The sequence below is a fragment of the Burkholderia sp. AU15512 genome (assembly GCF_002223325.1).
GTDB lineage: Bacteria > Pseudomonadota > Gammaproteobacteria > Burkholderiales > Burkholderiaceae > Burkholderia.
In genome coordinates this window covers 100924-126496 of the sequence record NZ_NKEX01000004.1, presented here as the reverse complement: position 1 = coordinate 126496, position 25573 = coordinate 100924, and the positions used below count along the sequence as shown (strand labels likewise).

Here is a 25573-nt window from a genome sequence, read left to right as displayed (position 1 = left end):
AGGCCGCTCGGGCGCGGCCTTCGTGTCTGGGTGGGGGCGTTACTTGCTGAGTGCGCGCATCGCGGTTTCGAGGCCCGCGAGCGTGAGCGGATACATGCGATGGCCGAGCAGGTCGCGGATCACCGCGACCGACTGCCGGTATTCCCATAGCCGTTCGGGCTCGGGGTTCAGCCATGCATGATGGGGGAACTGGTCGGCGAGGCGGCGCAGCCACACGGCGCCGGCTTCCGGGTTGTTGTACTCGACCGAGCCGCCGGGCTGCAGCACTTCGTACGGGCTCATCGTTGCATCGCCGACGAAGATCAGCTTGTAGTCGGGCGTGAACTTGTGCAGCACGTCCCACGTCGCGGTGCGTTCCGAGTGGCGGCGGCGGTTGTTCTTCCACAGGTGGTCGTACACGCAGTTGTGGAAGTAGAAGAACTCGAGGTGCTTGAATTCGGCCTTCGCGGCGGAGAACAGCTCTTCGGTGCGCTTGATGTGATCGTCCATCGAGCCGCCGACGTCGAGCAGCATCAGCACCTTCACGTTGTTGTGGCGCTCGGGCACCATCCGCAGGTCGAGCCAGCCCGCGTTCGCGGCGGTGCTGCGGATCGTGCCGGGCAGGTCGAGCTCCTCGGCGGCGCCTTCGCGCGCGAAGCGGCGCAGCCGCCGCAGCGCGACCTTGATGTTGCGCGTGCCGATCTCGACGGAATCGTCGTAGTCGCGATACGCGCGTGCTTCCCACACCTTCACCGCGGTGCGGTTGCCGTTCGACGGGCCGCCGATGCGCACGCCTTCCGGGTTGTAGCCGCCGTGCCCGAACGGCGACGTGCCGCCGGTGCCGATCCACTTGTTGCCGCCTTCGTGGCGCTCCTTCTGCTCGTCGAGCAGTGCCTTCAGGCGCTCCATCAGCTTGTCGAGCCCGCCCATCGCCTCGATCTGCGCCTTTTCCTCGGGCGACAGCTCGCGCTCGAGGCGCTTCTCGAGCCAGTCGAGCGGAATGTCGAACGCTTCGGACGGCAGCGCGGACACGCCGTGGAAATACGCGCCGAACGCCTGGTCGAACTTGTCGAAGTACTGCTCGTCCTTGACGAGCGTCATCCGCGCGAGGAAGTAGAACGCGTCGATCGACGGCGAGATCAGCCCGGCCTTCAGCGATTCGAGCAGCGTCAGGTATTCCTTCACCGAGACGGGCAGCTTGGCTGCGCGCAGCGCGTAGAAGAAATTGAGCAGCATGGCCGGGCCTTCGCGGGTGAGAGAGGATTACCGGTTGTGCCGGTTCATGTAGGCGAGCCGTTCGAGCAGGCTCAGGTCCTGCTCGTTCTTCAGCAGCGCGCCCGCGAGCGGCGGCACGATCTGCTTCGCATCCACGCCGCGCAACTGGTCGGCCGGGATGTTCTCGGCGAGCAGCAGCTTCAGCCAGTCGAGCAACTCGGACGTCGACGGCTTCTTCTTCAGGCCCGACACGCCGCGCAATTCGAAGAAACTCTCGAGCGCCGCGCGCAGCAGCTCCTCGCGGATGTCCGGGAAATGGACCGCGACGATCTTCTGCATCGTCGCCGGGTCGGGAAACTGGATGTAGTGGAAGAAGCAGCGGCGCAGGAACGCGTCGGGCAGCTCCTTCTCGTTGTTCGACGTGATGATGACGAGCGGGCGGTGCTTCGCGCGGACCGTTTCCCGTGTTTCGTACACGTGGAACTCCATCCGGTCGAGCTCGCGCAGCAGGTCGTTCGGGAATTCGATGTCGGCCTTGTCGATCTCGTCGATCAGCAGCACGCTCGGGTGCTCGGCATCGAACGCCTGCCACAGCACGCCCTTGACGATGTAGTTCGAGATGTCCTTCACGCGCGCGTCGCCGAGCTGCGAATCGCGCAGCCGCGACACGGCGTCGTATTCGTACAGGCCCTGCTGCGCCTTCGTGGTCGACTTGATGTGCCACTGCAGCAGCGGCATGTCGAGCGCGGCGGCCACTTCCTCGGCGAGCATGGTCTTGCCGGTGCCGGGCTCGCCCTTGATCAGCAGCGGGCGTTGCAGCGTCAGCGCGGCATTGACCGCGAGCTTCAGATCGTCGGTGGCGACGTAGTGCGAGGACCCTTCGAAACGCATGGCGGCGCTCTTCTCAATCGGGGAAAAAAACCCAGTATAAGTCAGAAGGGCTGTCCGGTTGGGCCACGCCCGCGTATCGTTGCGGGGCTGTGGCGGGGCGAACCGGGGTGCCTTGTGGACGCGTTCCCCGCCGACGCGGTACAATCTGGCCGTTTTTTTTGGCCTGCGTGGCGACCTGATAAGCATAACGGCGCGGGCCGTTGCCGCTTCGGCGCCAGTTTCCCCTCAAGCTAGGTTACAAGAGCTATGAACAAATTCGTCGGCAAACACGTCGTTGTCGCAGCGCTCGTGGCGCTCGCGGGCAGCGCGCAGGCGGCCGGTGTGGTCGGCAACCCGAAGGACGGGGCGAGCAAGGCCGCCATGTGCATCGGTTGCCACGGCATCCAGGACTACCGCGCGGCGTACCCGGAGGTCTACCGGGTGCCTGTCCTCGGCGGCCAGAACCAGCAATACCTCGAGAACGCGCTGAAGGCCTATCGCAAGAAGGATCGTCACTTCCCGTCGATGAATGCGATCGCCGGTTCGCTGACGGACCAGGACATCGCGGATCTGGCGGCGTACTACGCCGTCCAGAAGGCCGACACGAAGGACAATCCCTACAAGTAAAGCGCGCGCCGCCGATCTGACCGGCGGGACAGGAGCATTCATGAACAACGCATTCAAGACGGCGGCGGTTGCACTGGCGGCCGGCCTCGCGATCGGTACCGCGCACGCGGCGGACACCACGAAGGGCAAGGAACTGGTCGAATCGCACAACTGCGCCGCCTGCCACGGCGCGCAGATGAACAAGCCGATCAACGCCGAATATCCGCGCCTCGCCGGCCAGCACGCCGACTACCTCGTGTGGGCGATGCGCCAGTACCAGATGGGCCTGACGAATCCGCTGCTCGGTCGCAACAACGCGATCATGCAGGCGCAGGTGCAGAGCCTGTCGGTCAGCGACATGAAGGACATCGCGGCCTACATCGAGTCGCTGAAAGAAACCGATCTCGTGTTCAAGAAGTAAGCGCGACGGGCCCGACGGGCTCGCGCAGCAAAAATACCCCGCCGAGGCGGGGTATTTTTTTGTCCGCGCGCCGGCGCCGCGGCGCTCAGTCGCGCGATGCGCGACGCAGGATGCGCTGCAGGTACGCGTCGGTGTCGGGCGGCGTGCCCGTGCGCTGGGCTTCCCAGATCGTCTCGCCGAGGCATTCCATGATCACGTGCTGCGCGTCGTGGGTCGAGTCGAGCTTGGCCGCGAGCTTGTCGTGCGCGGCGCGGATGCCGGGCGGCTGGTCGATCGACAGCTGCTCGCTGATCGCGAGATGCATCGACAGGTGCAGGAACGGGTTCGTGCGGCCTTCCTCGGGTGTGTACTCGCGCGCGGTCGCGCCATCGGCGTCGGCGAGTTCGTCGTGGTATTCGGGATGCTCGACGATCCAGTCGGCTGCCATCGCTTCCAGCGGCGTCAGGATCTCGCCGGCGCGCTGCTTGCGCCAGGTCTCGGTGAAAAAGCGACGCACTTCGTCGCGGCTTGGATTGAACATGGTGGGGAAACGTCGTGATTCGGACGGCGTGATGCCGCGTCGCGCATTGTACGCCGGGGCGGCGGACGGCGCTGGCGGCGGGCGGGAGCGGGCTGTGCGTTGGCCCGCCGGGCGAGCAGGTGCGCAGGCTCAGGGCGCCGGCCGGTCGCCTGCGCCCTGAGCCTGCGACCGGGAACGGGTAAGCGCGGGCTAGGCTCGCCGCCGCCGCGCCGTTACACTCCGACGATTTCCGTCGCCACGCCGCTCGCGCCCGTCTCGTCATGACCGCTACCGCCCACCCGTCGTCCGCCGCCCTGCAGGGCACGCTCTATGTCGCGCTGTCCGCCGCCGCATTCGGCGCGATGGCGATCTTCGGCCGCTACGCGTATGCGGCCGGTGTCGACGTGCTCGGGCTGCTGATCGTGCGTTTCGCGATCGGCGGCGCGGTGCTCGCCGCGATTGCACGGCATCGCCGCGTCGCGTGGCCGCGCGGGCGCGCGCTCGCGCCGCTCGTGGCGATGGGCGCGCTCGGCTACGTCGGGCAGTCGTTCTGCTATTTCAGCGCGCTGCAGCATGCGCAGGCGAGCCTCGTCGCGCTGCTGCTGTACCTGTATCCGGCGTTCGTCACGCTGCTGGCCGCGTGGTGGCTCGGCGAGCGCCTCACGCGCGCGAAGGCCGTCGCGCTCGTGCTGTGCGTCGCGGGTTCGGCGCTGATGGTCGGCGGCGGGCACGGCGAGCCGCTCGGGATCGCGCTCGCGCTGGCTGCCGCGGTGATCTATTCGCTGTACATCGTCGGCGGCACGAAGGCGACGCGCGGCGTCGATCCGCTCGCGACCACCGCGATCATCTGCCTGTCGGCCACCGCGACGCTCGTGGCGATCGCCGTCGTGCGGACCGCCGCGTTCGGCGCGCCGCCGCGCTGGCCCGCGACAGCCGGCGGCTGGGCGTCGATGCTCGCGATCGCACTCGTGTCGACGGTGGCGGCGATGCTCGCGTTCTTTGCCGGCCTCGAACGGCTCGGGGCCGCGCGCACGTCGATGCTGTCGACGCTCGAACCGGTCGTGACGGTCGCGCTTGCGGCGCTGCTGTTCGGCGAAGCGTTGTCGCCGCTGCAGTGGGCGGGTGGCGTCGCGATTCTGGCTGCCGTGCTGGCGCTAGTGCGCGCGGGCGGCGCGGCGGCAGACGACGCGACGGCGACGTCCAACGCATAGCCTGGACGGGGAAAGCGGGGGGGGTGCCCCTATGTCCTTCGTCAAGCGTTAGGGGCGGACTTGGGTTGGTAAATGGTGCCGTCGCGCAGCATGGCGAACAGGACGTCGCAGCGTCGCCGTGCCAGCGCGATGAGTGCTTGGTTGTGGCGCTTGCCCTGCTGGATCTTGCGCGCGTAGTAAGCCCGCGAGACAGGATCCCGCAATGCCGCGAAGGCGGATAGGAACAAGGCGCGCTTGAGCACCTTGTTGCCGCGTCTGGATGGGTGCTCACCACGGATGGATGAGCCTGAGCGCCGGGTGACCGGGGCAAGACCAGCGTAGGCCGCCAAGTGGGCGGCCGAAGCGAACGCTTTATGCGCGACCTCGGTCAGGAGTCTGGCGGCGGTCCTGACGCCGACTCCCGGCATGCTGGTCAGGACCGGCCAAAGAGGGTGAGCAAGCACCAGTCGCTCAACTTCGGCGGCGACCTCGTCACGTTGCTTACGCAAGGCCGCAAGCTGCTGGGCCAAGCGAGGCATGACGATGGTGGCGGCTTGCGTGCCGGGCACGGTCACGGCTTGTTCGCTGAGTGCCTGAACGATCTCGGTCGCCAAGCCTTTGCCCATGCGCGGTGCGAGTTTGGTCAGGCGGTTGGCGAGCGTCTTCTCGCTGGTGGCGGCAAGCGCGGCTGGCGACGGGTAGCGCTCAAGCAGATCGAGTACCGCTGGATGATCGAGGCGCGGTCCGAGAACGCGTTCGAGAGCGGGATGGATCTGGGTGAGCAAGCCGCGAATGCGGTTGCTGGTTTGAGTGACTTGGTCGGCGAGATCGTCGTCGAAGCCGCACAGCATGGTGAGTTCGGCGAGCTGCTCGTCGGCCAACCGAAGCGAGCGCAGTGTGTGCGGCATCGAGCGAGCGGCTTCGGCAATGATCGCGGCATCGCGGGCATCGGTCTTGGCTTCGCCTGCATGTAGGTCGGCGATGCGGCGCATAGCCAGTCCCGGCAGATAGGCGACGAGTACGCCTTCGGCGCGGGCGACGGCTACAGGAAGCGCGCCGATGGTGGATGGCTGATCGACGACGAATAGCAGTTGACCCTGAGTCTTGAGCTCGGCGATGAGGGCTCGCAGCTTGGCCTCGTCGTTGGGTAGCGCCTTGTTGTACAGGCGCTTGCCGTTCCGATCAAGCGCGACGGCATGATGCTGGCCTTTACCGACATCGACGCCGATGAAGACATCGACGGCGCCATGTTGTTGAGTGTCTTGCATCGAAGTATGAGCAGAGTGAACGGATTGGCCTGCAACAACGGTGGCAAGTCTCGGCATCCACGTTACGGACGGCGTCGGGATATCCCGGCCAAACCCCTATTAGCGATCACCAGCCACCCACCAGGCCCGGTGACAACACCCCCCGGATCATGACTGCGACTGGGGGCGAGAATCATGCCGGGCCTGGCTGGCCAAAGCCCCAATTATCGGGGCGTGAAGATAGTAACGGGGGCGATGGTGCGAGTGGCGACGCGCTATCGTGGTTGCGGTTGCGGTTGCGGCCGCGGCTGCGGTATGCCGGCCGATCAACGGCCTGCGCGGCGCGTATCGTGCGCCCGGCCGCCTGGCGCCGGGCGGCCTGCGGCCTGTCAGCCGCGGTGGCGCATCACTCGTTCGGCGGCGGCGTCTTCGGCCTGAATTCGCACAGCGGCTCGATCGCGCAATGCCAGCATTCGGGCTTGCGGGCCTTGCACACGTAGCGCCCGTGCAGGATCAGCCAGTGATGCGCGTCCTGCAGGAATTCCTTCGGCGTGAACTTCTCGAGCGCGGCCTCGACGGCGCGTACGTCCTTGCCCGGCGCGAGCCCGGTGCGGTTCGCGACGCGGAAGATATGCGTGTCGACCGCGATCGTCGGCTGGCCGAACGCGGTGTTCAGCACGACGTTCGCGGTTTTGCGGCCGACGCCCGGCAGCCCTTCGAGCGCTTCGCGATCGGCCGGCACCTCGCCGTCGTAGCGGTCCAGCAGGATCCGGCACGTCGCGACCACGTTCTTCGCCTTGGTCCGGTACAGGCCGATCGTCTTGATGTACTCGGTGACGCCTTCTTCGCCGAGTGCGACGATTTGTCGCGGGGTGTTCGCGACCGGAAACATCTTCCGCATTGCCTTGTTGACCGATACGTCGGTCGCCTGCGCGGACAGCATCACGGCGATCAGCAACTCGAACGGCGTCGAGTATTCGAGCTCGGTGGTCGGATGCGGATTGAGGCTCTGCAGCGTTTCGTAGATCGCGCGTCGTTTGCTGGCGTTCATGGAGCGTTCGGGTCGGGCGGTGCGGACGGGCCATCCGGGCCGTCGTTGCCTGCGTCGTTCTTTTCGTCGTTGCCGCTCGCGGCGGCCGCCTCGGCGTCGCGTTGGGCCTGCTGTTCGGCGAGCCGCTTGCGGCGCGCCTCGGCCGCGTCGATCTGCGCCTGGACGGCCGCGCTCACGCTTTCGGTGTTCTTCGGCCCGGCGCCTTGCCCGGACAGCTCTTCCTTCTTCTTGCGCGCGCGTTCGAGCGCGGCGGCGATGATCGCGCGCTTCTTCGCTTCGGCGTCGTCCGCGGGTGCGGCGGCCGGCGCGGCGGATGGCGTTTCCGCCTGTGCCGCAGCCGGTTTAGCGGCACTCGCCGCGCGGCGGGCGGCCGCGCGCGCTTCGGCGGCCTCGCGTTCGCGGCGCTGGCGCGCGAGCCGCAGGTCATGGTGCTCGCGTGCGGCGTCGGCCTGCTCCTGCGACCACGCGTCCCAGCCGGTGCGCTCGCCGGTCACCGGCAGCATCGCGATACAGTCGACCGGGCAGGGCGGCACGCACAGGTCGCAACCGGTGCACTGCGACTCGATGATCGTGTGCATCTGCTTCGGCGCGCCGACGATCGCGTCGACCGGGCACGCCTGCATGCACAGCGTGCAGCCGATGCACAGGCTCTCGTCGATGAAGGCGACCGCGCGCGGATGCTCGCTGCCGTTGACGGGGTTCAGCGGAATCACCGGTTTGCCGAGCAGGCTCGACAGGCGCACGATGCCTTCGGCGCCGCCGGGCGGGCACTGGTTGTAGTTCGCGTCGCCGGCGGCGATTGCCTCGGCGTACGGGCGGCAGCCGTTATAGCCGCACTTCGTGCATTGCGTCTGGGGAAGCAGATCTTCGATGCGATCTGCGAGTGTTTTGGAATCGGTCACGGTGACAACGGGCGCAGCGGCGCCGAATGGCTCTCGGCCGCGTCGGACGCGGCCGGAAAGGTTTGCCAAAGCTCGATTATCGCCGATTTCCCGCATTGCGCTGGACGCCGTCTGTGCGCATAATCGAACCGCTTTTTTGCAGGGGCTCAGCAGGAGGGCGGCCGTTCGCGGCGCGCCCGTTCCAGGGCGGCCGGCGCCAAGGCGGTGGGGGTGCCGGTCCGGATCAAGCGGCTCACATAGCAAAACGCCACCATGAATCAGCCAAAAATCAAAAGAGATCCTGAAGGTACGCGCCGCCGCATCCTGATGGCGGCAGCCGAAGAGTTCGCGAGTGGAGGGCTGTTCGGCGCGCGCGTCGACCAGATCGCGCGCCGGGCCGAAACCAACGAGCGCATGCTCTATTACTACTTCGGCAGCAAGGAACAGCTGTTCACGGCGGTGCTCGAACACGCGTTCTCCGCGCTGACCGAGGCCGAGCGCGAGCTCGATCTCGACGGCGTCGCGCCGGTCGAAGCCGTCACGCGGCTCGCGCATTTCGTTTGGGACTACTACCGCGACCATCCGGAACTGCTCAGGCTCATCAACAACGAGAACCTGCACGAAGCGCGCTACCTGCACAAGTCGACGCGGATCCGCGAGATGATGTCGCCGATCGTCGCGAAGCTCGGCAACGTGCTGACGCGCGGCCAGAAGGCCGGGCTGTTCCGCACCGACGTCGATCCGCTGCGCTTCTACGTGACGCTGTCGGGGCTCGGCTACTACATCGTGTCGAACCGCTTCACGCTCGCCGCGACGCTCGGCCGCGACTTCACCGATGCCGACGAGCGCGCGGAGATGGTCCGGATGAACACCGAAGTGCTGCTCGCCTATCTGCTGCGGCGCTGATGCGCTGACCGCGCCGAAGCGGGCGCCCGATGTAAAAACGCCGCCGTGCGCAGGCAACGGCGGCGTTTTTTCGTCGGAACGCGGTGCGTCAGGCGGCCTTGCGCGTGCGCACGGCTTTTGCGCGCGGGCTGACGGCGGCGGCGCGTTTCGCGGCCGGTGCGGCCTTGGCGGGGGCGGGGGCGGCGGCCTTCGCCGGCGCCTTCGCGCGCGTGCGCTTCGCCGTGGTGGCGCGCGTCGTTTCGGCCGGTGCGTCGCCGGCCGGCACGGCGGCGAGCGTCTTGGCGGCCGGCGTTTCCGGGACATCCTTCGTCGCACCGTGCTTCGGCTCCGGGGCATGCTCGCGGATGAAATCGCGCAGCTGCGGATAGATGATCGTGCGCCAGCGGCGGCCCGAGAAAATCCCGTAGTGACCGCACTTCTCGGCGGTCAGGCTGCGGCGCTGGTCCTGCGGGATGCCCGTGCACAGCTCGTGCGCGACGTGCGTCTGGCCGCTGCCCGAGATGTCGTCCAGTTCGCCCTCGATCGTCATCAGCGCGGTGTGCCGGATGTCCTGCGGACGCACGCGCTCGCCTTCGACGTCCCACGTGCCTTCGGCCAGGCGGAACTCCTGGAACACGACGCGGATCGTCTCGAGGTAATACTCGGCGGCCATGTCGAGCACCGCGTTGTATTCGTCATAGAAGCGGCGGTGCGCTTCGGCGTCGTCCTCGTCGCCGCGCAACAGGCTCTGGTAGAAATCCCAGTGCGATTGCGCGTGCCGCTCCGGGTTCATCGCGACGAAGCCCGTGTGCTGCAGGAAGCCCGGATACACCTGGCGGCCTTCGCCCGGATAGTTCGCCGGCACCGTGTGGATCACGTTGTTCTCGAACCATGCGGTCGAGTGCTGCGTGGCGAGCGAGTTCACCGACGTCGGGCTGCGGCGCGCATCGATCGGGCCGCCCATCATCGTCATCGTGAGCGGCGTGTCCTCGCCGCGGCTCGCCATCAGCGAGATCGCCGCGAGCACCGGCACCGTCGGCTGGCACACCGAGATCACGTGCAGGTTGCGCGCGCCGATGTGACGGATGAACTCCTGGATGTACGCGATGTAGTCGTGCAGGTGGAACGGGCCGGTCTCGACCGGCACCATCCGTGCGTCGATCCAGTCGGTGATGTAGACCTTGTGATCCTGCAGCAGCGTGCGCACGGTGTCGCGCAGCAGTGTCGAGTGGTGGCCCGACAGCGGCGCGCAGACCAGCACGACCGGTTCGTCCTTCAGTTGCGTGACGGCGTCGGCGTCGTCCGAATAGCGCTTGAAGCGCAGCAGCCGGCAGAACGGCTTCTCGACGATCGTCTGCTCGACGATCGGGATGTTGTGGCCGTCCTTGACGATCTGATGAATGTTGAATTCGGGCTTCTCGTAATCCTTGCCGAGCCGGTACATCAACTCGTACGCGGCGGCCATCCGCGTCGCGCCCGGCATCAGCGAGAACGGGCTGGACGGATTGGCGAATGATTTGGAAGCGGCCTGGGCCCAGGCCGTCAGCGGGCTCAGCATGGCGCGCTGGAATTCGTGCAGTTGGTAAAGCATGCAGACTACTCCCGCGTGGGGGACGGAGCGCAAGGGCGGCGTGGGGCGTCGCGGCGTGCCGTGTGGGTCAGCGACCGGCCATGTTGCATTGCAGCCGGACAATCGCGTCGATCATATCGGACAACGATGGGTGGTGCAATGCAACATTTCCCCGATTTTTCATCAAAGTTTTGCGATTTGACGTTATCTGACCAAGCCGCTCGCGCCCCCGTTCAGCGCCCCGTCGCCACGGCCGGCGCGGGCTGGCCGGCCGCGCGCGCCATCGCGTCCTCGTGGTGCATCAGGTTCATCGCGGTATGCACGAGCGCCACGTGCGAGAACGCCTGCGGGAAGTTGCCGACGAGCCGCCCGGCCACCGGGTCGTACTCCTCCGCGAGCAGCCCGAGGTCGTTCGACAGCGCGAGCAGCCGGCTGAACAGGCGGTGCGCGTCGTCGATCCGGCCCAGCAGCGCATAGTTGTCGACCAGCCAGAAGCTGCACGCGAGAAACGTGCCTTCGCCGGGCGGCAGGCCGTCGTCGTAGTCGGTCGTGCGGTAGCGCATCACGAGCCCGTCGTGCAGCAACTCCCGCTCGATTGCCTCGACCGTGCCGACGATGCGCGGATCTTCCGGCGGCAGGAAGCCGAGCAGCGGCATCAGCAGCACGCTGGCGTCGAGCTCGTCGCTGCCGTAGCTCTGCGCAAACGCCCGTTTGCTTTCGTGCCACGCGTTGGCGCACACGTCGGCATGGATCTGGTCGCGCAGCGCACGCCAGCGGTCGAGCGAGCCGGGCAGCCGGAACATCTCCGCCGACTTGATCGCGCGGTCGAACGCGACCCACGCCATCACCTTCGAGAACGTGAAATGGCGGCGGCCGCCGCGCGTTTCCCAGATGCCTTCGTCGGGCTCCTGCCAGATCTTCTCGAGATGGTCGAGCAGCGCGCACTGCACGGACCAGACCGTGTCGTCGGCCTGCAGGCCGCCCACCCGGGCGAGGTGCAGCGCGGCCATCACCTCGCCGAACACGTCGAGCTGGAGCTGGTTCGCGGCGCCGTTGCCGATGCGCACCGGCTTCGAGTCCTGGTAGCCGGGCAGCCAGTCGAGCTCCATTTCCGGCAGCCGGCGTTCGCCGGCGATCCCGTACATGATCTGGATCTGCTCGGGCGAGCCGGCCATCACGCGGCCGAGCCACGTGCGCCACGCGCGCGCCTCGTCGTAGTAGCCGCCGCGCATCAGCGCGAGCAGCGTGATCGTCGCGTCGCGCAGCCAGCAGTAGCGGTAGTCCCAGTTGCGGTTGCCGCCGATCTTCTCGGGCAGCGACGTGGTCGGCGCGGCGACGATGCCGCCGGTCGGCTCGTACGCGAGCGCCTTCAGCGTGATCAGCGAGCGGCGCACGGCCGCCGCGTAGCGGCCCTGCACCTGGCAGCGGCCCGACCATTCGAGCCAGTAGTTCTCGGTGCGCGCGAGCATCGACAGCGGATCGCGCGCGGGCGGCAGCCGCAGGTGCGACGCCGCATAACTGAGCGAGAACGGCACGCGCTCGTCCGCGCTCACCGTGAATTCCGCGAGCGTGTGGAGATTCTTGCCGGTGAGCGGCACCGGCGTGCGCAGCACGACGGTGTCGGGGCCCGCGATCGCCTTCATGCCGTCCTCGCGGGTCAGCTGCGTGACCCACGGGATCGAGAAGCCGTAGTCGAAGCGCAACACGAGCTCCATGCGCATCTTCATCGTGCCGTGGCGGCCGACGACGATCCGCACCAGTTCGGACCAGCCGTTGCCGGGCGGCATGAAGTCGACCACGGTGACGGCGCCGTCGGCGCTTTCGTAGTCGGTTTCGAGAATCAGCGTGTCGCCGCGATAGCGGCGCGTCGTGTGCGTGACCGCGGCGTCGGCGGCCGGCGCGAGCAGCCAGCGGCCGTGCTCGGGGGTGCCGAGAAGCGCCGCGAAGCAGGCGCCCGAATCGAAGCGGGGCCAGCACAGCCAGTCGACGGAGCCGTCTTTAGCGATCAGCGCGGCAGTGTGGCCGTCGCCGACGAGGGCGTAGTCTTCGATCAGGGCAGGCATGGGCAGGCGATCCTTGGGTATTCGAGTTCACAATGCGGACGGCGGCGGCCAAGGCTTCACGCGCTGGCACCGCGCCCCGTATACTCGGCCGGGCGGCGGAGCGCATGAACGGCCGGCGTTTCGTCCTATCTCAACACTTGAAGCGACTCGATGCAAGGAGGATTCAATGCCCAACCGTTTACGCGAGCGTGACGCACGCGCTTCGACACGAGGGTTCCCGCTTAGGCTCGCTCACTGGATGAAAGGTTTCGCGATCGTGCTCTCCCTTTCCGCGACCCACGCATTCGCGCAGCAATCGCCCGCCCCGGCCGACGGCGTCTACAACCTGCTCGTCGGCACCTATACGGGGGGCGGCAGCGACGGCATCTATGTTTACCGCTTCGATACGAAAACCGGCAGCGTCGCGCCCGTGTCGTCGGCGAAGACCGTGAATCCGTCGTATCTGTTGCCGAGCCGCGACGGTCGCACCGTCTACGCGGTCAACGAACTGCCCGGCGACGACGGGCCGGCGACCACGCGCGGCGGCGTCAGCGCATTCCGCTTCGACGCGAAGACGGGCGCGTTGAGTTTCATCGACCGCGTGTCGTCGGAAGGGAACGATCCCTGCTATCTCGCGCTGTCGCCCGACGGCAAGTACCTCGTGACCGCCAACTACTCGGTCGCGAAGGATCCGGGCGGCAGCTTCGCGGTGTTTCCGCTGCGCGACGACGGCGCGGTCGGCCAGGCCGCGCTGACCGTGCACCATGAAGGCACGGGGCCCGTGAAGGGCCGCCAGGACGGCGCGCACGTGCATTCGACGGTGTTTTCGCCGGACGGCCGTTACCTGTTCGTGCAGGATCTCGGCGCCGACAAGATCTACGGCTACCGCTACACGGTGGACGGCAGCCGCGGGCTGATCAGCCCGACCGACACGCGCTACACGCCGGTGAAGGCGGGCTCGGGCCCGCGCCACATGGTGTTCGGCGCCGACGGCCGGTATGCGTACGTGACGAGCGAGCTCAACGCGTCGGTCGAGGTGTTCGGCTACCACGACGGCAAGCTGACGCCGGTCGAGACCGTGTCGATGACCGCGCCGGGCTTCAAGGGCAAGGTCGGCGGCGGCGCGATCCACCTGTCGCCGGACGGCCGCTTCCTGTACGTGAGCAACCGCGGCGACGCGAACGACCTGGTGATCTACGCGGTGAACCAGGCCGACGGCCGGTTGAAGCAGGTCGGCCGCCAGTCGAGCCTCGGCAAGACGCCGCGCGAGTTCTTGATCGATCCGACCGGCAAGTGGCTGATTGTCGGCAACCAGGACAGCGATACGTTCTACGTGTTCAGCCGCAATGTCGAAACGGGGCAGCTCGGCCCGAATCCGCAGAAGGTGGCGGTCGGCAAGCCGGTCGACTTCAAGCTGGTGCCGGTGCTGTAAATGAAAAAGGGCGCTGCGATGCAGCGCCCTTCGTTTTTCGGGGCCGCCGGTTTCCCGGCGCGCCCGTATCGGTTGCCGGCGGCCGACCGGTTGCAGCGCTCAGTCGGCCGCGGCCGGCACGAGTACCTCGCGGCTGCCGTTGATGCCCATCGGCGACACGAGCCCGGCCGCCTCCATCTGCTCGACGAGGCGCGCGGCGCGGTTGTAGCCGATGCGCAACTGCCGCTGCACCGACGAGATCGACGCGCGCCGCGTGCGCACGACGAACGCGACGGCTTCGTCGTACAGCGGATCGGCTTCCGCGTCCGGCGCATCGCCGAACAGGTCCTGCGTCGCGCCGTCGGCGGCCGGGCCGTCGAGGATACCTTCCTCGTACTGCGGCTCGCCGAACTGCTTCAGGTACTCGACGACCCGGTGCACTTCTTCGTCCGCGACGAACGCGCCGTGCACGCGCTGCGGATAACCGGTGCCCGGCGGCAGGAACAGCATGTCGCCCATTCCGAGCAGCGATTCGGCGCCCATCTGGTCGAGGATCGTGCGCGAGTCGATCTTCGACGACACCTGGAACGCGACGCGCGTCGGGATGTTCGCCTTGATCAGGCCCGTGATCACGTCGACGGACGGACGCTGCGTTGCGAGGATCAGGTGGATGCCGGCCGCACGCGCCTTCTGCGCGAGGCGGGCGATCAGTTCCTCGATCTTCTTGCCGGCGACCATCATCAGGTCGGCCAGCTCGTCGATCACGACGACGATCAGCGGCAGCGTCGACAGCGGCTCCGGATCCTCGGGCGTCAGCGAGAACGGGTTGCCGATCTTCTTTTCCTTCGCTTCGGCATCGCGGATCTTCTGGTTGAAGCCCGCGAGGTTGCGCACGCCGACGGCCGACATCAGCCGGTAGCGTTTCTCCATCTCGCCGACGCACCAGTTCAGTGCGTTCGCCGCAAGCTTCATGTCGGTGACGACCGGCGCGAGCAGATGCGGGATGCCTTCGTAGACCGACAGCTCGAGCATCTTCGGGTCGATCATGATCAGTCGCACGTCCTCGGGTGTCGCCTTGTACAGCAGCGACAGGATCATCGCGTTGATCGCGACCGACTTGCCCGAGCCGGTCGTGCCCGCGACGAGCATGTGCGGCGCCTTCGCGAGATCGGTGACGACCGGGTGGCCGGTGATGTCCTTGCCCATCGCGATCGTCAATTGCGACGCCGAGTGCTGGTACGGGCGCGACTCGAGAATTTCCGACAGGCGGATCATCTGCCGCTTCGCGTTCGGCAGTTCGAGGCCCATGCAGGTCTTGCCGGGAATCGTCTCGACGACGCGGATCGACGTGAGGCCGAGGCCGCGCGACAGATCCTTCATCAGCCCGACGATCTGGCTGCCGCGCACGCCGAGCGCGGGTTCGATCTCGAAGCGCGTGATCACGGGGCCGGCGGACGCGCCGACCACCGTCACCGGCACCTTGAATTCCTGCAGCCGCTGTTCAATCACCTGCGCGGTTTGCGCGAGGTGTTCGTCGGTGATCGTTTCGATGTCGCCGGACGCGGACGCGGGCTCGAGCAGGTCGAGCGTCGGCAGTTCGACGCTGAACGACGCGGGTGCGTGGAATTCGAATGCGTTCGGGCGCGGCTGGCGCGCGGGGGTGTCGGGGGCGGGCGAGCCGGCTGCGGCAGGCGGGGCCGGTTCGGTTGCCGGGGTGGTTGCTTCGGCCGGCGGGGCAGTGGGGATCGCCGGTACGGACAGGCTCGCGCCGGGGATCGTTGCAGCGGGTTGCGGCGTTGCTACGGGCGATGCGGCTAACGGTGCCGCGGAGACGTTCGACACGGACCAGCTTGCCGGCGACGAGTTCGCGGCGGCCGGGGGGGCGAACGTCGTGGCTTCGACGGCTGCGGGTGCGGAACCGATCGACGGAGCCAGCGCCGCAGTGGTTGCGCCGAAGGACGTCAGCGAGCCGGCCGGAGCGACGGGCGAACTGGCGATTGGTTGCGCTGGGGTGGCCGCGGCGGTGGCGATCGGTGCGACTACGCCGGAGGACGTTGCCGTCGTGGCGGCAGGGGCCGGCGGCACGGGCAGGCCTGCGGCCGACTGCGATGCGATTGCGCCGGAGGGGGCGAAGGTGCCGAATGTCGTACCGGTCGACGAGGTCGATGGGGTGGCCGGATGCGTCGGGGCAGGCGCGGCGGAGGGAGCCGCGACCGAGCTGGACACGACATTCACGGGTGTCGTGGTAGCGATCGCCGGCGTGCTCGAACCGGATGCCGAGGCTGTCGGGCTGGCCGTCGACGGCGTCACGGCGGGCGCAACGGGCGATGCGGGTGTTGATGCGCGGGGGAACGAGCCGTAAGTCGTGCCCGCAACGGTCGATGCCGAAGCGGCTGGTTGCGAAAGCGAGGTCGACGCCATGCCGGTTACGCCCATCGCAGATGCCGGCGCGACGGGTGCAGTGTTCGATGCCGAAGCGGCCGGCTGAGAAAGCGAAGCCGACGCAGCGCCGGTCACGCCGACGGGGGATGCTGGCGCGACGGGAGCAGTGTTCGATGTCGAAGCGGCAGGCTGCGAAAGCGAGGTCGACGCAGCGCCGGTTACGCCGATCGCAGATGCCGACGGAACGGCTGCAACGGTCGACGTAGCCGGTTGAGCCGGCGAACCGGATGCCGTGTCGTTCACACCATCCGACGAAGCGGTAACGGCGACAGGCGCGATGCCTGAAGCGGATGCAGGCGCTTGTGCGGTCGAACCGTACGCGGTGCCGACGAGCGGCGACGCAGTGCTTGCCGAAGCCGTTTGCGCGGCGGCAAACGGTTGAGCGGCAACCGGCGATTTCGGCAATTCCGCGGTGACAGGCGTATTCGTCGGGGCCGGTTGCGCCGTCGCAGGTGTCCACGTCCATGCTGTCGCCCGTGCGGTGCCTTCAGCGGTTGCCGCCAGCGGCGCTGCAGGTTCCACCGTATCCGACTTGGCAGCTTCCAGTGCGGCACTCGATGCGGCCGGCGCCGCCGCCGCAAACGGCCTGGTTTCGGCATTCGCGCGCGGCGTCGTTTCGACGATCGGCGAAGCGGGGAGGGCCGCGAACGGCACGCTGTTCCCGGCGGGTTTCACGTCGGCGTGTGCATTGGCGATGCCCGGAGGCACGCTGGCCGATACGGTGCGATCGATTGCAGGAGCCGGATGCGCCGTGTACTTGTCGTCGGTATCGATGGATGCCGGGTTGCTCGCGGCGAGGTCGTGAACCGCCTCGGTCCCGGGTTGCGCGAAGGCGGCATGGGCCGGTTCCGGTTCCGTCGCATCGGTCGATGACTCGGCGACCGGGTTCCAGGCGGATGCGTCGAACGCGGAAACCGGTTGGCCGGCGAGGTCCTCCCACGGCGCGAGGTCGATGGGTGCGTCGAACGTCGGCGCGGGCGAGATTCCCGATGCCGGTACGGCAGCGGCAGCGACATCGTCGGCGTGCCGGATCTCGTCATTGGCGTGATGCGGGAACGCGGCATCGTCGCTGCCGGTATTCGACACCGCGTGCGGTGCGGCGCCGTCGACTGCCACGGCGCCCGCATCGGCGACGGGTGCTTGGACGGCGGGGGCTGCCGGATTGAACGCATCGAGCACGATCGGTGCGTTGTCGTCGTACGCCGGCGCCGGATCGTGGGCGAGCGGAGTACTGGCGTCACGGGCTGCGAGGCCGTGGGCCGCGGAAGCGATCCTGGCCGGCACGGCCGCGGCTGCCGGCGCTGCCATGCCGGCCGCCGTCGCGGCCACACCGGCCACGGTTGCCGCTGCCGCCGCCGCGTGCCCGGCATCGTCCTGCGCACCGCCCAGCGTCGCCCACTGCGCGGTGCTGGCTTCGATCGAGCGCAGCGTGTCGTGCACGCTCGGCGCCGGCGTGATCGGCGCGGCGGGTTTTTCCGTCCAGGCATAAAGCGGTGCACGCGCCGGCGTGGGCTGCGGCGGGCGACGTCGTGCCGCATCCTGCGTCAGGCCGGCCGAACCGACTGCAGCTGCGGGGCGTACGGGCGGGCGCGGCGGCTGCGCGATGGCCGGCCGCGGCGTGACCGTGGTACGCGGCGGGGCCGGCTTCAACGCGGCGGTAGCCGGCCGCGCGGCAGTCGGCCGCGGGCGGACAGGTTCGAATCCGGCAGGAAGCGGGGCTGGATCCGGGCGCGGGACTTGCGCGTTCGCGGCTGCGCGCGCGAGGCTGGCGGTGCTGCCGGTCGTCGGCGGCGGCATCGCGCTGGCCGGCGTGATCGGCGCGGGCGGTGTCGGCATGCTGCGCTGGGGCGCGGCCGGCTTCAACCAGCCCGACGGCGCAACAGGTTCCACGTGCGGGCGCGCAGGCGTGCTGCTGCGCGGCTTCGGCCGCGCCTGCGGGTCGGGTTTCCACAGCGTCGGGCGCGAATACCGGCCGTTCTGGCGGGGCGCCATCGAATTGACGGTATGCGCGGTGGTCGGCTGGACGATGTCGTCGTCGCGATGCAATGCGCTGCGCGGCAGGTCGGCGATGCCGCGTGCTTCGTCGTCACCGCCGTCCCGCGCCAGCTTGACGCCGAACGACGTATCGACCCACGCGGCGAACTGCCGCCAGCCGATGCCGGTCAGCCAGGGCAGCCCGGCGAAGAACAGCACGACCATCGCGACCGGCGTGCCGATCGGGCCGAGCACGTGGGCGAAGCCTGTCGAGAACGCATGGCCGAGCGCGTTCGTATCGGGGCCCGACAGCGGGCTCGTCAGCGTGCAGCTCGCCACGAACACCGCGGCGAAGCCGAGCCACAGACGGATCGAGCCGCGGCCGGCAAGCCCGACACCGCCAGGCAGCATCGCCTGCACGAGACGCCAGAAGAGAAGGAGGAACCAGACGGCGGAGATGCCGAACCAGCCGAAGACAACCGTGTGCATGCTTTGAAACAGGAGTGGGGAGGGGCGCGCGGGGCGCGACCCGCCGAGTTTAACCGGCCGGCGAACAAGACTCTAACGCGGCGTGCATCCGATTCACGCCGCGCGACGCGTGTGCGCGGCACACGCGCGTGGCGCGCCAGGCGAAGGCGGTCGGTCGGCCTTCGCGCGCGCCCTGCATCAGGGGCTCCGGTGCGTGAAGGTCAACGTCGCGCCGGACGTGGTCACGATCTGCAATTGCTGCGGCTCGCGCATCTGCACGCCGGTCTTGTCGACGTGGGCGAGTGCGTCGAGGTACGCGGTTTCGAGCTGGCCGCCGAGCGTATTCGGGCAGGCCATCCGCGTGCCGGCGAGCGGCCCGAAGCTCAACAGGCCGTTCTTGATCGCGTAGGTGCCCATGTAGCGGTTGCAGCCCGAGAACCCGCTGGCGCGCCGGATGCCCGAGTCGGTCGACAGCGCGAGCTTGATCGGCTCGCCGTTGTCGCCGTGCGGGATCGCGCGCTGCGTGCCGTCGGCATTCAGCCAGCTGGTGAGTTCCCAGCTCGTGTCGTCGAGCAGCTGGACGGCCGCCGGGTTGTACGGGTCGGGTGCGGGGGCGGCGGAATCGGGGTGGGTCGGCATCGCGCAGGCGGCGAGAAGCGTGGCAAGCGTCAACGCGCAGAGCGGCGCGCGCAGCGGGCGAAGCAGGCCGGTGCGGGCGCGTGCGGCGGCGGACAGGTGGGACATGAGCCTCGTTCCTCATCGGATTCTGATCAAGGCGTAAGAGTAACGCACCCGTGCCGCGGCAGGCGAGCCGACACTTCACGCGTGAAAACGTTCGCAGCCTGCTCGCGAGCGGCCCGCGGCCGGGCGCCGGCGCGGCGAAACGCGCAAAACCGGCGCCGTGGCGCGTGTTAACATCGGAGCCGTTTTCGTCCTCCACCAGAAGCGGGTAATCACATGCAGATCGGTCAGCGGCTCGGTACGCCGCTCTCACCCTCGGCCACGCGCGTCATGCTGCTCGGCGCCGGCGAGCTCGGCAAGGAAGTCATCATCGCGTTGCAGCGGCTCGGCGTCGAAGTCGTCGCGGTCGACCGCTATCCGGACGCACCGGGCCACCAGGTCGCGCATCGCGCGCACGTGATCGACATGACGGACGCCGCCGCGCTGCGCGCGATCGTCGAAGCCGAACGCCCGCACCTGATCGTGCCGGAGATCGAGGCGATCGCGACCGACGCGCTCGCGGCGATCGAGGCGGCCGGCCTCGCCGAAGTGATCCCGACCGCGCGCGCGACGCAGCTCACGATGAATCGCGAAGGGATCCGCCGGCTCGCGGCCGAGGAGCTCGGCCTGCCGACTTCGCCGTATGCGTTCGCGGATTCGTTCGAGGCGTTCAGCGCGGCGATCGCGAAGATCGGCATGCCGTGCGTCGTCAAGCCCGTGATGTCGTCGTCGGGCAAGGGGCAGTCGGTCGTGAAGACCGAGGCCGACGTGAAGCCGGCGTGGGACTACGCGATGGCGGGCGGGCGTGTGAACCACGGCCGCGTGATCGTCGAGGGCTTCGTCGATTTCGACTACGAGATCACGCAGCTCACCGTGCGCGCGATCGATCCGGCGACGAACGCCACGCGCACCTATTTCTGCGAGCCGGTCGGCCACGTGCAGGTCGCGGGCGACTACGTCGAATCGTGGCAGCCGCAGCCGATGAGCGCGGTGGCGCTCGAGAAGTCGCGCGAGATCGCGCACAAGGTCACCGAGGCGCTCGGCGGGCGCGGGATGTTCGGCGTCGAGCTGTTCGTGCGCGGCGACGACGTGTGGTTCTCCGAGGTGAGCCCGCGGCCGCACGATACGGGCCTCGTCACGCTCGCGTCGCAGCGCCAGTCGGAATTCGAGCTGCACGCGCGTGCGATTCTCGGGCTGCCGGTCGATCCGGCGCTCGGTACGCCTGCCGCGTCGGCCGTGATCTACGGTGGGCTCGACGAGCGCGGGATCGCGTTCGAGGGCGTGCGCGACGCGCTTGCCGTGCCGGGCGCCGACCTGCGCCTGTTCGGCAAGCCGGAAAGTTTCGCGAAGCGGCGCATGGGCGTCGCGCTGGCGACCGGCGCGACCGTCGACGAAGCCCGCGAACGCGCGAAGCGCGCCGCCGCGGCCGTCCGGCCGGTGTCGGCCCGCTGACGTAATCAGGAGAGGACGATGACGCCGAAGTGGCTGCGTATCGGAAAGCTGGCCGTCGCGCTGGCGCTTGCAGTGAACCTCGCGGGTTGCGGGCTCGCGGCCGCACCGTGCCGGGTGGCCTCGGCCGGGCTCAAGATCGTGCCGCTCGTCGGCCATGTCGCGGCCGCACCGACCGACGCGTGTGCCGACGTCATCGATCCCTGATCACGCTACCCGACCCGATCGCCAACAATAATCACGTGCCCTGCGAGGGCGCGTTTCCACCCGTCTCGTGAGAGGACCTGCATGATTCGCCAAACCCTCGCCGCGCTCGCGCTCGCCGGCACGGCCGTTTCCGTCGCGCATGCCGCACAGCTGACCGTCGAAGAGATCGACGCCGATTCGCGTCAGTTCACCGTCTACCAGTGCGCGAACCAGAAGCAGCCGGTGCGCGTGTCGTACTGGCTCGCGGGCAACGGCCAGAGCTTCGCGCTCGTGCCGGTCAACGGGAAGCAGATGCTGTTCGTCGACACCGTGTCGGCGTCGGGCGCGCGCTACCAGGCCGGCCGCTATACGTGGTGGACGAAGGGCAAGGAGGCGACGCTGCGCGACGAGATCGCCGACCAGAGCGCGCCGCCGCTGCTGGGCGACTGCGTACAGGTGGAGAAGAAAAAGAAGAAGGGCTGAGCGCCGGGCGGGAACGTGGATCGTGCTGCCGGTGCCGGCCGGCTCCCGGCTCCCGGCTCTCGGCTCTCGGTGCCTGACGGCCGGGGGAAGCGGCCTGGCCGCGGGCGATCGGGCTGGCGACTAGGGATCCGACCCCTGAAATCATCCCCTGGCCCATCGGGCTTCCGATCGGGTCATCCGTCTACCGCGCGGGCCACCCCGGGCCCGTCGCGCGAACCGCCGTTGTGGCCGTTCGCCGCGTTGTCACGGACAGATGGCCGCGCAGTGCTACAATACGGCCCTTTCCGCCGGCATTCGCGCCGAACGGAGTCCGCACGGCCTGGCGTCCAGCGTTCACATTGAACCGGTCCCAAGCGCCAGAGCGGCGCCGCGCGGCGCGCCGCGGCTCCGTCTATTTCCGAATTGTGATGAGCGCAGGCCCGGCTGGCCTGACGCACGATGTCCCCGCCGCGCCTTTTGAGCGAAACGCCACCATGTCCGATTCTGTCGCCAAGCCCGTCGACGCAACCTTCGATCAATTCGGCCTTGCCGCCGATATCCTGAAAGCCATTGCGGAGCAGGGCTATACGACGCCGACGCCGATCCAGGCGCAGGCCATTCCGGTCGTGCTCGCCGGCCGCGACGTCATGGGCGCCGCGCAAACGGGCACCGGCAAGACCGCGAGTTTCTCGCTGCCGATCATCCAGCGCCTGCTGCCGCAGGCCAACACGAGCGCGTCTCCGGCGCGCCACCCGGTGCGTGCGCTGATCCTCACGCCGACCCGCGAACTCGCCGACCAGGTCGCCGCGAACGTGCACGCGTATGCGAAGCACACGCCGCTGCGCAGCGCGGTCGTGTTCGGCGGCGTCGACATGAACCCGCAGATGGCCGAGCTGCGCCGCGGCGTCGAGGTCCTGATCGCGACGCCGGGCCGCCTGCTCGACCACGTGCAGCAGAAGACGGCGAATCTCGGCCAGGTGCAGATCCTCGTGCTCGACGAAGCCGACCGGATGCTCGACATGGGCTTCCTGCCCGACCTGCAGCGCATCCTGAACCTGCTGCCGAAGGAACGCCAGACGCTGCTGTTCTCGGCCACCTTCTCGGGCGAAATCAAGAAGCTCGCGTCGACCTACCTGCGCAACCCGCAGACGATCGAGGTCGCGCGCAGCAACTCGACGAACGCGAACGTCACGCAGATCGTCTACGACGTCGCCGAAGGCGACAAGCAGGCGGCCGTCGTGCAGTTGCTGCGCGATCGCGGCCTCAAGCAGGTGATCGTGTTCTGCAACAGCAAGATCGGCGCAAGCCGGCTTGCGCGCAATCTCGAGCGCGACGGCGTGGTCGCGTCGGCGATCCACGGCGACAAGACGCAGATTGAGCGGATGCAGGCGCTCGACGCGTTCAAGCGCGGCGAGATCGAGGCGCTGGTCGCGACCGACGTGGCCGCGCGCGGCCTCGACATCGCCGAACTGCCGGCCGTGATCAACTTCGACCTGCCGTTCAGCGCGGAAGACTACGTGCACCGGATCGGCCGTACCGGCCGTGCGGGTGCGACGGGCGATGCGCTGTCGCTGTGCAGCCCGAACGAGCGCAAGCAGCTCGCCGATATCGAGAAGCTGATCAAGCGTCCGCTCGAAGTGCAGACGCTCGCGCTCGACAAGCCGGCACGCCACCGTCACGACGAGCGCGGCAACGACCGCGGCGGCGATCGCAACAGCGAGCGCGGTGGCGAGCGGGGCGGTGAACGAGGCGGCCGTCGCGATCGCGACGAGCATCGCGGTGCATCGGGGCGCCGGCCGGGCGGTTCCGAGCGCGGTCATCACCGTCGCCACGAAGCGCCGGTCGACGATTTCTTCCTGAAGCCGTACGAGCCGTCGGCGCCGGCGAAGCAGCAGGACGACGCGCAGCCGGCGCAGCAGCCCGAGAAAAAGGGGCCGAAGCGTCAGGTCGCCGCACTGCTCGGCGGGTTCGGGATGCCGCGCAAGCCGTCGGCATAAGCCGGGCGAACGTGACGGCGCGGCGCGCGAGCGCTGCTGGAGAAGCGGGTGCATGCGATGAGCATGTGCCCGTTTTTCATTGGGGCTCCGATTTGACGGGGGAGGCGGGCGTGCGGCGTCGGGGGGGGGGATGCAGTCGGCATCCGGCTTGGGCCCGGTCGCCGCGACATCGGCGCGCTGCGTGCGTCAGCCGGCCTGCGGCCCGAAGCGCCTCGCCCATGCTGCCGTGGCGGCGGCGTAGAACGTATCGAGAGTCGCGCCTGCAAGCGTGCCGTCGGGCGCGAGGCCCAGGTGCGCGGCCGCGGCGTGCAGCGCCGGCAGCGGATCGTTGCGTTCGAGCGCGGTCGCGCCCGTCTGCTTGCTGAGCTTTTCGCCGTTCGCATCGACGACGACGGGCACATGCAGGTATTGCGGCGTCGGCACGCCGAGGCAGTGCTGCAGGTGAATCTGGCGTGCGGTCGAGTCGAGCAGGTCGGCGCCGCGCACGACGTGCGTGATGTGCGCGTCGGCATCGTCGACGACGACCGCGAGCTGGTAGGCCCATTGGCCGTCCGCGCGCTTCAGCACGAAATCGCCGACTTCGGTCGCGAGGTTCTGCGATTGCGTGTGCTGCCAGCGATCGTCGAACGTGACGAGTGCGTCGCTGCCGTCCGGCACGCGCAGCCGCCACGCGCGCGCGGGCTTGCCGTGCAGGCCGGTGCGGCAGGTGCCCGGGTACGCGAGCGTCGTATGGCGCTCGTGCGCGGCGCGCAGCGAATCGGCGATTTCCTTGCGCGTGCAGCCGCACGGATAGACGAGCCCGGCCGCGACGAGCCGTTCGAGCGCGGCCGTATAGGCGGCATCGCGCGTGCTTTGCCAGACGGGCGGCTCGTCGGGCGTCATGCCGAAATGCGCGAGCGTCGCGAGGATGTCGTCGGCGGCGCCCGGCACCGTGCGCGGGCCGTCGAGATCCTCGATGCGCACGAGCCATGCACCGCCGTGCGCGCGCGCGTCGAGCCAGCTCGCGAGCGCGCCGACCAGCGAGCCGAAATGCAGCGGGCCGGTGGGCGACGGCGCGAAGCGGCCGCGATAGCCGGTCATCGGAGCGCGGGGCAGTGCGCGCTTACGCGGCGCTGGCCGCCGGTGCGCAAGCCGGGCACGACTTGCCGGGCACGTAGCTCGACGACTGTTGCGCTTCCGGCGTGACGACCGCGCGGCACGCGAAGCACGTGACGTTCTCGGTGGGCTGGAGCTGCGGATTCAGCGCGGTGCGATAGTCGAACACGAAGCAGTCGCCGTGATAGTGCGCGCCGCCGACTTCCTCGAAGTACTTCAGGATCCCGCCTTCGAGCTGGTACACGTTCTCGATGCCGATTTCCTTCATGTGGATCGCGGCCTTCTCGCAGCGGATGCCGCCCGTGCAGAACGACACGACCGTCTTGCCTTCGAGGTCGGCGCGGTTCGCGTCGATCACTTCGGGGAATTCGCTGAACTTGTCGATCCGGTAGTCGAGCGCGTCGTCGAACGTGCCGACGTCGACTTCGAAGGCGTTACGCGTGTCGAGCATCACGACCGGGCGGCCCGTGTCGTCGTGGCCGCGATCGAGCCACGTCTTCAGCGTGCGCGCATCGACGAACGGCGCGCGGCCGAGTTCCGGCTTGATCGCCGGCTTCTTCATCGTGATGATTTCGCGCTTCAGGCGCACGAGCATGCGGCGGAACGGCTGCGAGTCGGACAGGCTCTCCTTGAACTGCAGCGACGCGAACTTGCCCTCGAACAGCGGATCGTGGCGGATGTAAGCGATGAACGCGTCGGCGGCTTCGCGCGTGCCGGCGATGAACAGGTTGATGCCTTCCGGCGCGAGCAGGATCGTGCCGCGCAGGCCGAGTTCGTTGCAGCGGGCGGTGACGAGCGGGCGCCATTGCTCGTTCGCGTCGAGCGACACGAAGTGGTAGGCGGCGAGGTTGACGATGGTCATGATGGTCCGACGGGAAAACGGCCGCACGGCGGCCCGCAAAAAAGGGTGCGA

At 68.5% G+C, this 25573-nt stretch carries 21 protein-coding genes; 9 read left to right on the top strand and 12 right to left on the bottom strand.

The window, feature by feature from the left end; all coding sequences use genetic code 11:
- Positions 1 to 39 precede the first annotated feature (39 nt).
- Positions 40 to 1215, bottom strand: a complete 1176-nt coding sequence (locus CFB43_RS13140; RefSeq protein WP_034190734.1) for a vWA domain-containing protein — start codon at positions 1213 to 1215, stop codon at positions 40 to 42.
- A gap of 27 nt (positions 1216 to 1242) precedes the next feature.
- Complete coding sequence (locus tag CFB43_RS13135) at positions 1243 to 2085, bottom strand: AAA family ATPase (protein ID WP_089495377.1); 843 nt, start codon at positions 2083 to 2085, stop codon at positions 1243 to 1245.
- 246 nt (positions 2086 to 2331) lie between these two features.
- Between CFB43_RS13135 and CFB43_RS13130 the strand changes: the two genes are divergently transcribed.
- Both CFB43_RS13130 and CFB43_RS13125 read left to right on the top strand, forming a co-directional pair.
- Positions 2332 to 2691, top strand: a complete 360-nt coding sequence (locus tag CFB43_RS13130; protein WP_011352793.1) for a c-type cytochrome — start codon at positions 2332 to 2334, stop codon at positions 2689 to 2691.
- 40 nt (positions 2692 to 2731) lie between these two features.
- Complete coding sequence (locus tag CFB43_RS13125) at positions 2732 to 3091, top strand: c-type cytochrome (protein WP_011352792.1); 360 nt, start codon at positions 2732 to 2734, stop codon at positions 3089 to 3091.
- Positions 3092 to 3176: 85 nt separating this feature from the next.
- On the opposite strand, the gene CFB43_RS13120 is transcribed toward CFB43_RS13125, so the two are convergent.
- The gene (locus CFB43_RS13120) at positions 3177 to 3611 is read right to left on the bottom strand and encodes a DUF1841 family protein (RefSeq protein ID WP_089495376.1); all 435 of its coding nucleotides are present in this window, start codon (positions 3609 to 3611) and stop codon (positions 3177 to 3179) included.
- Positions 3612 to 3871: 260 nt separating this feature from the next.
- On the opposite strand from CFB43_RS13120, the gene CFB43_RS13115 reads away from it, so the two are divergent.
- On the top strand, positions 3872 to 4801 hold the full coding sequence (locus tag CFB43_RS13115) for a DMT family transporter (RefSeq protein ID WP_089495375.1): 930 nt from the start codon (positions 3872 to 3874) through the stop codon (positions 4799 to 4801).
- Positions 4802 to 4842: 41 nt separating this feature from the next.
- On the opposite strand, the gene CFB43_RS13110 is transcribed toward CFB43_RS13115, so the two are convergent.
- The 3 genes from CFB43_RS13110 to rsxB all read right to left on the bottom strand — a co-directional run bounded on the left by CFB43_RS13110 (position 4843) and on the right by rsxB (position 8076).
- Positions 4843 to 6048, bottom strand: a complete 1206-nt coding sequence (locus tag CFB43_RS13110; RefSeq protein ID WP_179254787.1) for an IS110 family transposase — start codon at positions 6046 to 6048, stop codon at positions 4843 to 4845.
- 385 nt (positions 6049 to 6433) lie between these two features.
- Positions 6434 to 7078, bottom strand: a complete 645-nt coding sequence (gene nth / locus CFB43_RS13105; protein ID WP_042976184.1) for an endonuclease III — start codon at positions 7076 to 7078, stop codon at positions 6434 to 6436.
- On the bottom strand, positions 7075 to 8076 hold the full coding sequence (rsxB, locus tag CFB43_RS13100) for an electron transport complex subunit RsxB (protein WP_089495374.1): 1002 nt from the start codon (positions 8074 to 8076) through the stop codon (positions 7075 to 7077). The genes nth and rsxB overlap by 4 nt, the downstream gene beginning before the upstream one ends.
- Positions 8077 to 8232: 156 nt before the next feature.
- Between rsxB and CFB43_RS13095 the strand changes: the two genes are divergently transcribed.
- Positions 8233 to 8865, top strand: a complete 633-nt coding sequence (locus CFB43_RS13095) for a TetR family transcriptional regulator (RefSeq protein WP_039370405.1) — start codon at positions 8233 to 8235, stop codon at positions 8863 to 8865.
- A gap of 88 nt (positions 8866 to 8953) precedes the next feature.
- Here CFB43_RS13095 and CFB43_RS13090 read toward each other — a convergent pair whose 3' ends face one another.
- Both CFB43_RS13090 and CFB43_RS13080 read right to left on the bottom strand, forming a co-directional pair.
- Positions 8954 to 10435, bottom strand: a complete 1482-nt coding sequence (locus tag CFB43_RS13090) for a polyhydroxyalkanoate depolymerase (RefSeq protein WP_089495373.1) — start codon at positions 10433 to 10435, stop codon at positions 8954 to 8956.
- A gap of 212 nt (positions 10436 to 10647) precedes the next feature.
- Complete coding sequence (locus CFB43_RS13080; protein ID WP_089495372.1) at positions 10648 to 12477, bottom strand: glycoside hydrolase family 15 protein; 1830 nt, start codon at positions 12475 to 12477, stop codon at positions 10648 to 10650.
- A 166-nt stretch (positions 12478 to 12643) separates the two neighbouring features.
- Here CFB43_RS13080 and CFB43_RS13070 point away from each other — a divergent pair, with 166 nt between their 5' ends.
- Positions 12644 to 13888, top strand: coding sequence for a lactonase family protein (locus tag CFB43_RS13070; RefSeq protein WP_089495371.1), 1245 nt, complete (start codon positions 12644 to 12646; stop codon positions 13886 to 13888).
- 99 nt (positions 13889 to 13987) lie between these two features.
- Here CFB43_RS13070 and CFB43_RS13065 read toward each other — a convergent pair whose 3' ends face one another.
- Together CFB43_RS13065 and CFB43_RS13060 are read right to left on the bottom strand one after the other, a co-directional pair.
- Complete coding sequence (locus CFB43_RS13065) at positions 13988 to 18772, bottom strand: DNA translocase FtsK (RefSeq protein WP_089495370.1); 4785 nt, start codon at positions 18770 to 18772, stop codon at positions 13988 to 13990.
- Between the two features lie 177 nt (positions 18773 to 18949).
- Positions 18950 to 19495 (bottom strand): META domain-containing protein, encoded by a 546-nt coding sequence (locus CFB43_RS13060; protein ID WP_089440712.1) that lies wholly within the window; start codon positions 19493 to 19495, stop codon positions 18950 to 18952.
- A 213-nt stretch (positions 19496 to 19708) separates the two neighbouring features.
- On the opposite strand from CFB43_RS13060, the gene purT reads away from it, so the two are divergent.
- From purT to CFB43_RS13035, 4 genes are all read left to right on the top strand, one after another.
- Positions 19709 to 20923: a formate-dependent phosphoribosylglycinamide formyltransferase gene (gene purT / locus CFB43_RS13055; protein WP_043189007.1), complete on the top strand. Its 1215-nt coding sequence runs from the start codon at positions 19709 to 19711 to the stop codon at positions 20921 to 20923.
- Between the two features lie 18 nt (positions 20924 to 20941).
- The gene (locus tag CFB43_RS13050) at positions 20942 to 21127 is read left to right on the top strand and encodes a DUF6726 family protein (RefSeq protein ID WP_089426022.1); all 186 of its coding nucleotides are present in this window, start codon (positions 20942 to 20944) and stop codon (positions 21125 to 21127) included.
- Positions 21128 to 21208: 81 nt separating this feature from the next.
- Positions 21209 to 21589: an MliC family protein gene (locus CFB43_RS13045; RefSeq protein ID WP_089440710.1), complete on the top strand. Its 381-nt coding sequence runs from the start codon at positions 21209 to 21211 to the stop codon at positions 21587 to 21589.
- Between the two features lie 407 nt (positions 21590 to 21996).
- Entirely contained in the window at positions 21997 to 23565 is a 1569-nt protein-coding gene (locus CFB43_RS13035) for a DEAD/DEAH box helicase (protein WP_089495369.1), read from the top strand.
- Positions 23566 to 23751: 186 nt separating this feature from the next.
- On the opposite strand, the gene gluQRS is transcribed toward CFB43_RS13035, so the two are convergent.
- Positions 23752 to 24645, bottom strand: a complete 894-nt coding sequence (gene gluQRS / locus CFB43_RS13030; protein ID WP_089495368.1) for a tRNA glutamyl-Q(34) synthetase GluQRS — start codon at positions 24643 to 24645, stop codon at positions 23752 to 23754.
- Positions 24646 to 24667: 22 nt separating this feature from the next.
- Positions 24668 to 25522, bottom strand: coding sequence for a sulfurtransferase (locus tag CFB43_RS13025; protein WP_089495367.1), 855 nt, complete (start codon positions 25520 to 25522; stop codon positions 24668 to 24670).
- Between the last annotated feature and the right edge of the window lie 51 nt (positions 25523 to 25573).